Raw genomic sequence first — 12,863 nt, 5'->3', positions numbered from 1 at the left:
GAACTGCGGCGTATTGAACGCCGACAACTGCACCATGGTGATCTGTACCTGGCTTTTATCGTGGATGAGTTCCGAGCGGACCGAGTCGGTGAATCCGCGCAAGGCGCTCTTCGCGCCGCAGTAAGGCGCCTGCAACGGAATCGACCGGTATGCCAGGGCCGAGCCGACCTGCACGATGGTCCCGCGATTGCGCGGCGTCATGCGCCGGAGCGCCGCCATCGTTCCCCATACCGCGCCGAGATAGGTGACCCGGGTCGCGCGTTCGAAGTCCTCCGGCGAGATGTCCTTGAGCGGGCAGAAAATCGTGGCCATCGCGTTGTTCACCCAGACATCGATCGCGCCGAATTCCTGCTCCACCCGCTCGGCGGCCGCTTCGACCTGCGCATGGTCGGCCACGTCGGTGATGATCGGCAATGCCGTTCCTCCCGCCGCCCGCACATCATTGCATGCGCCTTCCAATCCCTCCGGACTGCGGGCGAGCAAGGCGACGCGATAGCCCCGCCGGGCGAACAGGATCGCGGCTGCCCGGCCGATGCCGGCGGAGGCCCCTGTCAGGACAACTGTTCGGCTCGTCGTCATAGGCGAATGTCGGTACTCGAGGTTTATGAAGCGATGGCTCGCGCAGCCTTGCAGGCGTAGGTGATTCCTGTCGGCATGCATGGACAGTGCGCAGGTAATTGCAGCCTGAAGAAGCACCCTTGTACGAATGCGCTTTCAGATGTTGAGTAGAGATAACGAAAGCGGTTCCGCCTTCCATGTCAAAAAGTTATCTTTGATCTGTCGTGCCGCATATCGCTGCTGTTGCGCGCCGTACCGGCGATGTATCGGGGGAGGAAAGGAGAAGAAATTCGCTGCGCCCGTACATCGGGAAGATGCAGGGCGCAGCGAAGATGCTGATCAGTGAAGATTGCCGGTGTCGTTGGCGACGTTGGAGATCAGTTTTTCGACCAGTGTCGACGGTTGCGGATCGACTTCATGCTGCTGTCCATGCGGCGCCGCATGCTTTTCCTGCGTTTGCGCTTGCGTTTGTGTTTCGGCTGCGCTTATTTCCTGCTGTGCAGTTGCGCTTGCGGCAACGGCATTCAGGTTTCCAATGCTGCCGGCGGCGATTTTCTGCGCATTCTGGCTATAGCCGCTGAAGCGCTGATATGCCAATTGCGACTGTTCCAGGAGGAACGCCTGGGTATCGGCGAATGACCTTAGTCCGATCGCTTTTTCCGCCGCGCTGGCGGATTCTTCCATCAGCTTGCGTGAGGCCTGGACGTTCAGCTTTCCAAATTGCATCGATGTATCCATCATGCTTCCCATCATCTTGTTTGCGAGGGATAGCTGGATTTCCAGGTTGCTGCGGACAAAATCGGATGCTGCGGTAACGGGAAACGTGAACACGAAATACTCCTATGAAACAACGGGAAAGTATTTGACAAAGCTGGCACCGTGAACGTTCCACCGGTCGTGCGATCGCTTTTCGTCATTCCGTGTTCAGCGGAAGACCATGACGGGGATCGTGGTGTGTGCAAGCACTTTCTGCGTTTCGCTGCCGACGAACAGCCGGTTCAACCCCTTGCGGCCATGCGACGCCATGAAAATCGCATCGCAGCCGTGTTCTGCAGCGGCGGCGAGGATGCCCTCATAGGGACTGAGTGACATCGTCACGTGTTTCTCGCATGGCACACCTGCTTTGGCCGCAATGTCGGCTGCCTGGTCGGCATGCAATTGCGCATACATGCGGGTCTGCTTTTCATAGATATTCTGGTCCGGCGTGACGTCGCCCTGCGACAACGGCGCGAACGGATACGGTTCGGCGACGGCAACCGCCACGATCCGCCCTCCGGTCAGCCTGGCGAGTTCGATGGCGCCCCGGATCGCCTTCCCGGACAAGGCGGAGCCGTCCGTCGGTACGAGAATCGTGTTGAACATGAAGTCCTCCCTGGTTGTCGTGAAAAATATGGTGTTTGAGACAGATTGATGCGGGTCCATGCGCCCGCCTGCCTGGCGTCAAGCCAGTACATGCTGGCCGCCGTCCACCGGGATGACCGTTCCGGTGATCAGCTTTGCGCCGTCACCCGCGAGGAAGGCGGCGAGCGCGCCGATGTCGTCGACGCCGACCAGCTGCCGCTGCGGCGCTTCGGCCGCGGCCCGCTCCAGCAGCGCGTCGAAACGGTCGATCCCGCTCGCCGCGCGCGTCTTCACCGGCCCCGGCGATATCGCATGGACGCGGATATCCTTCGGCCCGAGCTCGGCGGCGAGATAGCGGCAGGTGCTTTCGAGCGCCGCTTTCACCGGGCCCATCAGGTTGTAATGTTCCACCACCCGCTCCGAACCGTAGAAGGTGACCGTCATCAGGCAACCGCCCTGCTTCATCAACGGCTCGGCGAGGCGCGCCGTGCGGATGAAGGAGTGGCAGGACACGTCCATCGCCATCGCGAAGCCGGCGGCGGAGCAGTCCACGACGCGCCCGTGCAAATCCTCCTTCGGCGCATAGGCGATCGAATGCAGCACGAAGTCCAGCGAACCCCATTCCCGTTCGATGCGCTCGAACACCGCTTCCAGCTGGCCTGCGATACGCACATCGCAGGCTGCGATCAGCGGGCTGCCGAGGCTTTCGGCAAGCGGGCGCACATGCGGTTCGGCCTTGTCGTTGAGATAGGTGACCGCAACCGTCGCGCCCGCCTGGCGGAGCGACCGGGCGCAGCCGTAGGCGATCGATTGTTCGTTGGCGATGCCGATCACCAGGCCGCGCCGACCGGATAAATCGAAAGCCTTGTTGGTCGGTGTCACCATTGCGGGCATATCGGCGTCCTTGTCGCAGGTTGTAACGAAATGGCTGTTTGCCTGGACGCCGGCGCCGTTATCGCGTGCAGGCAACCCGCGCAAACAATCGTCGCCAAGGTTAAAACCGGCCATCCGGATCCGGTTGATCTGGATCAAAAGTTTTCACAAACCGGTTGTTAATCTGCAGTGACCATCGATAACGGACCCGTGCGCCATGAACACACCGACCATTCCGCCGTTCAATTCGGAGCGCCTGGCCAGCGCATGGCTGGGCGTGACCGGCCATTACAACCGGGAGCATGAAGCACCAGCCGACCTCGATCGTGCATTCAAGGCCACGCTCGGCCGTTTCACCGCGGACATTTCGCCGGCCGCGCTGATGCTGGCGTATCTCGACTGGCTCATGCATCTGCAGCTGTCGCCATCCAAGCACCAGGAATTGGTCACCGATGCATGGGACAAGTTTTTCCGCTGGTGCGATTACTGCGCGAGGCACGGCGCGAATGCGCAGCCGGACAGCGATTGCGTGATACCCCTGCCGCAGGACAAGCGTTTCGCCGATCCGGCATGGCAGCGCTGGCCCTACCACGGCCTTTACCAGGGCTTCCTGCTGTCGCAGCAATGGTGGCACCGGGCGACGAGCGGCGTGAGCGGCGTCGCGCCGCATCACCAGGATGTGGTGACCTTCATCACGCGCCAGTGGCTGGACATGTTCTCGCCGTCGAATTTCCTCCTGACCAATCCGGTCGTGCAGGATGAAACGGCGCGCACCGGCGGGCGCAACCTGCTGCAGGGCGCCGTCAATGCCCTGCGCGATATGGAACGGGAAGCACAAAGGAAGGAGCATGCCGACGCCGACTTCGCCGTGGGCAGCACGGTAGCGATCACGCCCGGCAAGGTGGTGTTTCGCAACCGGCTGATCGAGCTGATCCAGTACAGCCCGGCCACGCCAAAGGTGCATGCGGTACCGGTGCTGTTCGTGCCGGCGTGGATCATGAAGTACTACATCCTCGACCTGTCGCCTGAGAATTCGCTGGTCCGCTACCTTGTCGGACAGGGGCACACCGTGTTCATGATTTCCTGGAAAAATCCGGATGCGGACGATCGGGACCTGTCGCTGGAGGACTATCGCACCCTCGGCGTGATGGATGCATTGCAGGCGATTACCTCGATCACCGGCGCGCCGCAGGTCAACGCGGTCGGCTACTGCCTCGGCGGCACGCTGCTGGCGATCGCCGCTGCCGCCATGGCGCGCGACGGCGACCAGCGGCTGGCCGGCATCTCGCTGTTCACGGCCCAGGTCGACTTCAAGGAACCGGGCGAGCTGTCGCTGTTCATCGACGAGAGCCAGGTCGCGTTCCTGGAGGCGATCATGTGGGAGAAGGGCTATCTCGACACCAAGCAGATGGCCGGTGCATTCCAGCTGCTGCGCTCCAACGACCTGATCTGGTCGCGCCAGCTGAATCACTATCTGCTCGGCCGGCCGGAAACCCGGAGCGACCTGATGGCATGGAACGCCGATACCACCCGCATGCCCTACCGCATGCATTCGGAGTATCTGCGCAAGCTTTTCCTTGAAAACCAGCTGGCGCAAGGGCGTTACCTGGCCGGCGGCAAGCCGGTCGCGCTGACCGACATACGGGCGCCCGTCTTCGCCGTCGGCACGCTCACCGACCACGTCGCCCCGTGGCGGTCTGTCTTCAAGATCCGGCTGCTGAGCGATACCGAGGTGACTTTCCTGCTGACCACCGGCGGCCATAACGCCGGCGTGGTGTCGCCGCCGGGGCATCCGAAGCGGCGCTACCAGATGGCGACCCATGCGCATGACGACCCGCATGTCGATCCGGAGGTGTGGGAAGCGAGCGTGCCGCAGCAGCAGGGATCGTGGTGGCCGGCATGGGAGCGCTGGCTGTCCGGATGTTCCGGCAGGATGATCGCACCGCCGGCGATGGGCACGCCGCTGTGCGACGCGCCCGGCACTTACGTGCTGCAGCGTTGAGCCCGCTGTTGCACCCGACGCAAGGCGTCCTTGTATCGTTACCTGCCGGATGTTTCCATGCAGGTCAATGATATGGAGCACCGCGGCGACACGCCGGCATGGCATACCGTATCCGCATCCGCGGCGGCGAACGGGCTTGGAACGGACCTGGCCGCCGGACTGACGGCGGAAGAGAGTTCCGTCCGCCTCACCAGGGATGGTGCGAACGCCATCAGCGAGAAGCCGCCCCGCCCGATGTGGCGGATACTTGCCGACCAGTTTGCCGATTTCATGATCGTCGTGCTGATGGCGGCCGCCGTCGTGTCCGGCATGATCGGCGATGTCAAGGACACGATCGCCATCGTGGTGATCGTGCTGCTCAACGCCGTGATCGGCTTCGTGCAGGAAGTGCGTGCCGAGCGCGCGATCGCCGCATTGAAGGGCATGGCGGCGGCGCAGGCGCAGGTGCTGCGGGACGGCCGGCGCCTGGCGATTCCGGCATCGCACCTTGTTCCCGGGGACGTCGTGCTGCTGGAGGCCGGGAATGTCGTGCCTGCCGATCTGCGCCTGGCGGAAACCGCGCAACTGAAGATCGATGAGGCGCTGCTGACCGGCGAAGCGGTGACGGCAGAGAAGACCGGCGCGGTGCTGGACAGTGCCGACCTGCCGCTCGGCGACCGCAGGAACATGGCATTCAAAGGCACGGTGGTGACCTACGGCCGCGGCACCGGCATCGTGGTGGCCACCGCGATGGCCACCGAACTCGGCAAGATCGCGGCCCTGCTCGATGCGGCCGGCGACTCGAAAACACCATTGCAGAAACGGCTGGCGGTGTTCGGCCGCCGCCTCGGCCTCGCGGTGCTGGCCATCTGCGCCGTGGTGTTCGCCGCCGGCCTGCTGCGCGATGAAGACCCGGTGCTGATGCTGCTGACGGCGATCAGCCTGGCGGTCGCGGCGATTCCCGAAGCGCTGCCGGCGGTGGTAACGATTTCGCTGGCGCTGGGCGCGCGCAAGATGGTGCGCACGAATGTGCTCATCCGCCGCCTGCCGGCTGTCGAGACGCTCGGGTCGGTGACCTATATCTGCTCCGACAAGACCGGCACGCTTACCCAGAACAGGATGCAGGTCAGCGAACTGCTTGCGGACGGCACGGTGCTGCACGACTGGAAGGCGGATCCGCTGCCTGTGCACGGTCAGCCCTGGCATTCCCTGTTCTCCGCGCTGGCGCTGTCCAATGATGCGAGCCGTGACGGTGACGGCAACACCGCCGGCGACCCGACGGAAGTGGCGCTTTACATGGCGGCGCTGGACGCGGGTTACGACAAGGCCATGCTGGAAGCGTCGTGCGCCCGGGTGCACGAGCTGCCTTTCGATTCCGACCGCAAGTGCATGACCACCGTGCATCGCCAGCCGGACGGATTCATCGCCTACACCAAGGGCGCGCCGGAGCGGGTGCTCCCTCTCTGCGCCAGCGCGCTGACCGCGCAGGGCGAATCGGTATTGCGGCACGACGCGGTGCTGGCCGCGGCGGAAAGCATGGCGGCGCGCGGACTGCGGGTGCTGGCCGTCGCGTGCCGGCGCTGGACGGCAGTGCCGGACGGCGTCGCGATTTCCGCCGTCGAAAGCGAACTGGTCTTCGTCGGTCTGGCCGGCCTGATCGATCCGCCGCGGGAGGAAGCGAAGGAAGCGGTGGCGCAATGCCGGTCGGCGGGCATCACCCCCGTGATGATCACCGGCGACCACGGCGCCACCGCACTGGCCATCGCGCGCCATCTCGACATCGCGGCCGCGGACAGCATCGTCATGACCGGCACGCAGCTCGCCGCGCTGAGCGACGAGGCATTCAGGCGCATGGTGCCGGACATCCGCGTCTACGCACGGGTGGACCCGGCGCAGAAAATCCGCATCGTCGCCGCCCTGCAGGCACAGGGCGAGTTCGTTGCGATGACCGGCGACGGCGTCAATGACGCGCCGGCACTGAAACGCGCCGACATCGGCGTGGCGATGGGCAAGGGCGGCACCGATGTGGCGCGCGAGGCGTCCAGCCTGATCCTTCTCGACGATAATTTCGCCAGCATCGTGGCGGCGATCCGCGAAGGACGCCGCATTTTCGACAACATCCGCAAATTCATCCGCTTCGCGATGACCGGCAATTCGGCGGAAATCGCCATCATTTTCCTGGCGCCATTCCTCGGGCTGCCGATTCCGCTGCTGCCGATCCATATTCTGTGGGTCAACCTGCTGACCGACGGCCTGCCGGGACTGGCGCTGGCGGCGGAGCCGGCGGAAAAAGGCATCATGCAACGCCCTCCCCGGCCGCCGGCGGAAAGCATCTTCGCCAACGGCATGGGGCAACGGATCCTGTGGGTCGGGCTTGCCACCGCGGGGGTCTGCCTCCTTGCGCAGGCGTGGTCGATCCAATCCGGATCGACGCATTGGCAAACCATCGTCTTCACGGTCATGACGCTGTCGCAAATGGGCCTCGTCCTGGCCCTGCGTTCGGACCGCGAATCGATCTTCCGCCAGGGGTTGCGGTCCAATTTGCCGCTGCTGGGCGCTGTGCTGCTGACTTTCCTGCTGCAGATGGCGACCGTGTATGTGCCGGCTTTGAATCCGATCTTCGACACCGAACCGCTGACCATCCCGGAGCTGTTGTTCTGCCTGGGATTGTCGAGCCTGGTGTTTGTGATCGTGGAGCTGGACAAACTGGCAATAAGACAAGGCTGGCTGTATGTCGACGCAGGCAAAAACCGCTAGAGAACCGGCCATCGGCGGCTGGCGAGCCGGCCGACCGGGACGGCGCGGATTTTTAAATCTATTTTCAGGGGCATCGTCACCGCCGGAAGCCGGGTTCTTGCTAATATCCAACGCTATGAACCCGAAAAAGTACGACGACTTGCCAGACTTTGCGGATCTCCTGCTGGACGCGGTATTCATGGTCGATGTGCACGGCCGCATCCTGTATGTGAATGCGGCATCCGAGCGGATTTTTGGTTACAAGCCCGACGAAATGATCGGCAGGATGATGATTGATTTCATTGCCCCGGAAGACCGCGAGCGGACCCGTGAAGAGGCGGCGAAGGTCATGGCCGGCCAGCCTCGGATTGGTTTCGAAAACCGCTACCTGCGCAAGGACGGCCGCCTCGCTTGCATCATGTGGTCCGCCCGCTGGTCCGAGGCCGACCAGTTGAGAATCGGCGTGGCCCGCGATGTGACGGAGCGGGAACAGGCGAAATCGCTACAGGCGGCGACCTATGCGGTTTCCGAAGCGGCACATGCCGCGTCCGATCTCGCGACGCTGCTCCAGAAGGTGCGCCAGATCATCGCAACGCTGGTACCGGTCAGCAGTTTTGCAGTTGCGCTGGTGAGCGATGACGGCATGCTCGATTTCCCGTATCAGCTCGACAGCCATGACGACAACCCGCTCGGGGAAGAGCCCGCCGCGCGCCGGTTATGCGCCAAAGTCATCGCCAGCGGCGAACCGGCGCTGCGGCCGGAACCGCAACCCGCCGATCCGGGCGGCGCCCAAGCTGCGGCGGGCATCGAATCCTGGCTGGCCGTACCCCTGCTGTCGCAGTCAAAAACCCTGGGTGCCATGGTGGTGAAAAGCCCTCCCGCCGCGGTCTACACCGACAAGGACAAGGCGCTTTTGCAGTTCGTCTCGAAACAGGTTGCGGCCGCGATCGAGCGCAAGCAGTTGCACATGGCGCTTCTGGCGATGGCGCAGTTAGACGCATTGACCGGGCTGCCGAACCGGCGCCTGTTCTACGGCCGGATGGCGGACGCCCTTGCCACAGCCCGCAGGGAGCAAGGCCGGATGGCTGTTCTCTATATCGACCTGGACAATTTCAAGCAGGTCAACGACGTGCTCGGGCATGCGGGCGGCGACCTGCTGCTGCAGGAAGCCGCGCGCCGATTGAAACTGTGCATGCGCGAAAACGATACCGTCGCCCGTCTGGGCGGTGATGAATTCGTGGTGCTTGTGGAACCGCTCCAGTTGCCGGAGCAGGCATTGTCGATCGCCGACAAGATCCGTTCCACGCTGGGACAGGAAATGACGATCCATGGCAATGACGTGCGTGCGCTGCCGAGTATCGGCATCGCGCTCTATCCTGACCATGGCGACGATATCGACCAGCTCCTGGGACATGCCGACAAGGCGATGTACGAGGAAAAGAAACTCAAGACATCCATTGCCAGATAGTCACCGGCAATCGAAACATTTCGGCCCCATGCATCCGCCATGCTGAAAATCGTCCCGATCGTTGCACTCTCCCTGGCCGCGGTGGCCGCCATATCGGCCGCCGCCGGCGCTTTCCGCTGGAGCGGCATGACCCATAATCTGCGCGCACGACTCGATGCGGCACGCGCACCTGTCGTGCCGGCATCCGTCAGCTTCGCCGGACTGGAAGACCTGCCCGCGCCGGTGCGGCGCTACTTCCGTACCGTGCTCAGGGACGGGCAGCCGATGGTGGCGGGTGTGCGGGTGCGCCACCGGGGCACGTTCAACATGGGGGAAACCGCCGACCAATGGAAACCGTTCACGTCGGATCAGCAGGTGATTACCCGTCGTCCCGGCTTCGACTGGGATGGACGGGTATCGATGATGCCGGGACTGACCGTCCGGGTGCATGACGCCTATGTCGGCGGCGAGGGAATCCTGCATGCCGCCGTGCTCGGATTGTTTCCGGTGGCCGACATGCGGGGCACGCGTGCGGTGGCCGAAGGCGAGCTGATGCGTTTTTTTGCCGAAGCGCCGTGGTATCCGACGGCGTTGCTTCCCGACCAGGGCGTGCGATGGGATGCGGTCGACGACCGTCGTGCACGCGGTACGCTCGTCGACGGTCCCCTCACCCTCGCGATGCTCTTCACCTTCAACGACGAGGGCCTGATCGACACCGTTCGCGCCGAAGCACGCGGACGCACCGTCGGCGACCGGATCATCCCGACACCCTGGCAGGGCCGCTTCTGGAATTACCAGGAACGCGGAGGCATGGTCGTGCCGCTTGAGGGCGAAGTGGCGTGGCTGCTGCCGGAAGGCGAAAAGCCCTACTGGCGCGGACGTATCGCGGAAATCCGATACGAGTTCGCGCGCCCGTAAAAATCCTACACGTCCGCCGCTTTCACAGCGGCACGCCCGCACGCGCCGTCATCCATTCCGGCGGGTCCTGCAGCGCGACCGGGCGCAGGAAGCGCTGCATCGCCATCAATCCGACGGAGGTGGTGTGCGGCTGGGTCGATGCGGGCCATGGTCCGCCATGATGCTGGGCCCGGGTGACCGCGACGCCGGTCGGCACGCCGGCGAACAGTACCCGGCCGGCAATCGCGGCGGCCTGCCGGACGATGCGGCGGCTGTCGGCATCCTCCTGCTCCGCGCCCCAGACGGTGACTGTGAGGCTGCCGCCGATCGCCCGCAGCGCGGCCAGCATTTCATCGACCGATCCGGCCTTCAGCACGACGCAAGACGGCCCGAACACCTCCTCTCGCAGTTCGGGATGGGCGAGGAAAGCATCCATGTCGAGCGCCACCAGGTTGGGGACCGGGTGTTTGTCGGCGGAGGATTCGCCTGTCGTAATGCGCGTCGCTGCCGCGTGCCGGACCAGCTTGTCGACGCCGTGGTCGAAGGCGGAACGGATGGCGGGCGACAGCATGGCGTGTGTCGACTGTGAATCCATTTCCCTGGCCAGCTCGCGGATGAATGCGTCGGTGGCGTCGCCTTCCAGCATCAGCAGCACACCGGGACTGGTGCAGAACTGGCCGGTGCCCTGCGCAATCGACGCGCCCAGCATTTTCGCCAGCGCCAGCCCCTGCGCGCCGATCGCTGACGGCAGGGCGACGATGGGGTTGGTCGAGCCGAGTTCGCCGAAGAACGGAATGGGTACGGGACGGGCGTTGGCTTCCCGCTGCAGCGCGGCGCCGCCGGCGAAGGACCCGGTGAACGCGACCGCCGCGATGCCCGGATGGCGGACCAGGTACACGCCGACGTCGCGGCTCGCGCCCTCCACCATGCCGATCACCCCTTGCGGCGCACCGGCTTCGCGCACCGCGGCAAGGGCGAGCCCGAATACGGCGGCCGACAGGCGCGGATGCGCCGGGTGCGCCTTCACCACGACCGGGCAGCCGGCGGCAAGCGCGGAAGCGGTATCGCCGCCCAGTACCGAGAAGGCGAACGGGAAATTACTCGCTGAAAACATGGCGACCGGCCCCAGCGGCAGAGTGACCCGCACCAGGCGTGGATGCCCTGCGGGCGGCGCACCGGGCACGGCCGGGTCGTCGATGAACGCGTACGGCTCACCGGCATCGACCGCATCGGCGAAGGCACGCAGCTGGAACGCGGTGCGATCCAGCTCGCCGTTCAGGCGCGGGGCACCGAGAAAGGTTTCTTCATTTGCCAGCGCGACGAGTTGTTCGCGGCCGTTTTCCAGCGCCGCGGCCAGTTCGCGCAGAAGGCGGCTGCGCGAACCGGCGTCGCTGGACGCCCATGCCTCGGCCGCGGCCTGCGCGACGTGCACGATGCGATCGATTTCCTCGAACGGCATTTCACGGGGCGACGGGTGAGTAGGGGATGGCATTGCTTGTGCTGACATGGTTCATGTTTCAAAAGATTGCCGGCATGATGTGCCGAAGCAGGCCGGTGCGGGTTCAGCGCACCAGGCATGGACGCTTGTTGTCGAATTTCCAGCCCGGTATCAGGTATTGCATCGCCATCGCGTCGTCGCGCGCACCCAGACCCATGCCCAGATAAAGCTGGTGCGCGGCTTCGACCTGCTCCATGTCGATCTCCACGCCCAGGCCCGGCGCTACCGGCACCTCGACCATGCCGCCCTCGATCTTCAGCGGTTGCTTCGTGAGCCGCTGCCCGTCCTGCCAGATCCAGTGGGTATCGATGGCGGTGATCTTTCCGGGCGCCGCGGCGGCAACCTGCGTGAACATCGCCAGCGAGATATCGAAGTGGTTGTTCGAGTGCGAGCCCCAGGTCAGCCCCCATTCGTTGCACATCTGCGCCACCCGCACCGATCCCTGCATGGTCCAGAAATGCGGATCGGCCAGGGGGATGTCGACGGATTGCAATTGAATCGCGTGGCCCATTTCGCGCCAGTCGGTTGCGATCATGTTCGTCGCCGTCGGCAGGCCGGTGGCGCGGCGGAACTCGGCCATGACTTCGCGTCCCGAGAATCCGTTCTCCGCGCCGCAGGGATCTTCCGCATACGCCAGCACGTCGTGCTTGTCGCGGCACAGGCGGATCGCATCCTTGAGCAGCCATCCGCCATTCGGGTCGAGCGTGATGCGGGCGTTCGGGAAGCGTTCCGCCAGCGCGGTGACGGCTTCCATCTCGTCCTCGCCGCGCAGCACACCGCCCTTGAGCTTGAAGTCGTTAAAGCCGTAGCGGGCATAGGCGGCTTCCGCCAGCCGCACGATCGCCTCGGGCGTCATTGCCTTTTCATGGCGCAGGCGGCACCAGTCGTCTTCCGCGTCGGGCTCGCCCGGATAGGGAAGGTCGGTGACCGTGCGGTCGCCGACGTAGAACAGGTAGCCGAGCATCTCCACCTTGCTGCGCTGCTGCCCTTCGCCGAGCAATGCCGCGACCGGCACGCCGAGGAATTTCCCCAGCAGGTCCAGCAGGGCGGATTCCACCGCGGTGACGGCATGGATGGTCACGCGCAGGTCGAAGGTTTGCAGTCCGCGCCCGCCGGCATCGCGTTCGGCGAAGGTGCTGCGCATCGCATTCAGGATCGCGTGGTAGGCGCCGATCGACTGGCCCATCACCAGCTGCCTTGCATCCTCCAGGGTCTGGCGGATGCGTTCGCCGCCGGGCACTTCGCCGACGCCGACATGGCCGGCATTGTCTTTCAGGATGACGATGTTGCGGGTGAAATACGGTCCGTGCGCGCCGCTGAGGTTGAGCAGCATGGCGTCGCGTCCGGCGACGGGGATGACGCGCATTTCCGTGATGACCGGTGCGCTCCGCGCGGCGCGGTCAGCGGTGTTTGTGTTTACCGCTTGCGCTGTGTTCAATGCAGACATGGTGAATTCCAGGGAAGGTTGCTATTTGAATCAGGTGGGGCCGCGCGGGGCGCGGCCCGGATGGCATCGGCGATCAGTCGACTTC

Annotated in this window: 10 protein-coding genes; 4 read left to right on the top strand and 6 right to left on the bottom strand. The window is 64.5% G+C overall.

The features are described from left to right. The 4 genes from V7080_RS16525 to fabI form a co-directional block, all read right to left on the bottom strand. On the bottom strand, positions 1-579 hold a 579-nt coding region (locus V7080_RS16525; protein ID WP_334189488.1), incomplete at its 3' end, for an SDR family oxidoreductase. Positions 580-897: 318 nt separating this feature from the next. Next, positions 898-1,389, bottom strand: coding sequence for a hypothetical protein (locus tag V7080_RS16520; RefSeq protein WP_334189487.1), 492 nt, complete (start codon positions 1,387-1,389; stop codon positions 898-900). A gap of 93 nt (positions 1,390-1,482) precedes the next feature. Further along, complete coding sequence (locus tag V7080_RS16515) at positions 1,483-1,920, bottom strand: universal stress protein (protein ID WP_334189486.1); 438 nt, start codon at positions 1,918-1,920, stop codon at positions 1,483-1,485. 78 nt (positions 1,921-1,998) lie between these two features. Next, entirely contained in the window at positions 1,999-2,784 is a 786-nt protein-coding gene (fabI, locus tag V7080_RS16510) for an enoyl-ACP reductase FabI (protein WP_334189489.1), read from the bottom strand. Positions 2,785-2,989: 205 nt separating this feature from the next. Here fabI and V7080_RS16505 point away from each other — a divergent pair, with 205 nt between their 5' ends. The 4 genes from V7080_RS16505 (at position 2,990) to V7080_RS16490 (ending at position 9,854) form a co-directional block, all read left to right on the top strand. Next, positions 2,990-4,774: a PHA/PHB synthase family protein gene (locus V7080_RS16505; RefSeq protein WP_334189485.1), complete on the top strand. Its 1,785-nt coding sequence runs from the start codon at positions 2,990-2,992 to the stop codon at positions 4,772-4,774. 57 nt (positions 4,775-4,831) lie between these two features. Beyond that, positions 4,832-7,510, top strand: coding sequence for a cation-translocating P-type ATPase (locus V7080_RS16500; RefSeq protein WP_334189484.1), 2,679 nt, complete (start codon positions 4,832-4,834; stop codon positions 7,508-7,510). 115 nt (positions 7,511-7,625) lie between these two features. Then, positions 7,626-8,957 (top strand): sensor domain-containing protein, encoded by a 1,332-nt coding sequence (locus tag V7080_RS16495; RefSeq protein ID WP_334189483.1) that lies wholly within the window; start codon positions 7,626-7,628, stop codon positions 8,955-8,957. A gap of 39 nt (positions 8,958-8,996) precedes the next feature. Continuing rightward, a complete protein-coding gene (locus tag V7080_RS16490; protein ID WP_334189482.1) occupies positions 8,997-9,854 on the top strand; it encodes a DUF6920 family protein in 858 nt (285 codons plus the stop codon). 22 nt (positions 9,855-9,876) lie between these two features. On the opposite strand, the gene V7080_RS16485 is transcribed toward V7080_RS16490, so the two are convergent. After that, positions 9,877-11,340: an aldehyde dehydrogenase (NADP(+)) gene (locus tag V7080_RS16485; RefSeq protein WP_334189481.1), complete on the bottom strand. Its 1,464-nt coding sequence runs from the start codon at positions 11,338-11,340 to the stop codon at positions 9,877-9,879. A 55-nt stretch (positions 11,341-11,395) separates the two neighbouring features. Beyond that, the gene (gudD, locus tag V7080_RS16480; protein WP_334189480.1) at positions 11,396-12,778 is read right to left on the bottom strand and encodes a glucarate dehydratase; all 1,383 of its coding nucleotides are present in this window, start codon (positions 12,776-12,778) and stop codon (positions 11,396-11,398) included. Positions 12,779-12,863 lie beyond the last annotated feature (85 nt).

The sequence above is a fragment of the Noviherbaspirillum sp. genome (genome assembly GCF_036846085.1).
In the GTDB taxonomy this organism is placed as follows: domain Bacteria; phylum Pseudomonadota; class Gammaproteobacteria; order Burkholderiales; family Burkholderiaceae_D; genus Noviherbaspirillum.
Note: the sequence above shows the minus strand (reverse complement) of the source record. Positions and strands in the feature narration are given on the sequence as shown.

Excerpts from the sequence above, each read along its gene's own strand:
- gudD (WP_334189480.1), bottom strand. The coding sequence starts at position 12,778 with ATGTCTGCATTGAACACAGCGCAAGCGGTAAACACAAACACCGCTGAC.
- fabI (WP_334189489.1), bottom strand. The coding sequence starts at position 2,784 with ATGGTGACACCGACCAACAAGGCTTTCGATTTATCCGGTCGGCGCGGC.
- V7080_RS16495 (WP_334189483.1), top strand. The coding sequence starts at position 7,626 with ATGAACCCGAAAAAGTACGACGACTTGCCAGACTTTGCGGATCTCCTG.
- V7080_RS16485 (WP_334189481.1), bottom strand. The coding sequence starts at position 11,340 with ATGTCAGCACAAGCAATGCCATCCCCTACTCACCCGTCGCCCCGTGAA.
- V7080_RS16515 (WP_334189486.1), bottom strand. The coding sequence starts at position 1,920 with ATGTTCAACACGATTCTCGTACCGACGGACGGCTCCGCCTTGTCCGGG.
- V7080_RS16505 (WP_334189485.1), top strand. The coding sequence starts at position 2,990 with ATGAACACACCGACCATTCCGCCGTTCAATTCGGAGCGCCTGGCCAGC.
- V7080_RS16500 (WP_334189484.1), top strand. The coding sequence starts at position 4,832 with ATGCAGGTCAATGATATGGAGCACCGCGGCGACACGCCGGCATGGCAT.
- V7080_RS16490 (WP_334189482.1), top strand. The coding sequence starts at position 8,997 with ATGCTGAAAATCGTCCCGATCGTTGCACTCTCCCTGGCCGCGGTGGCC.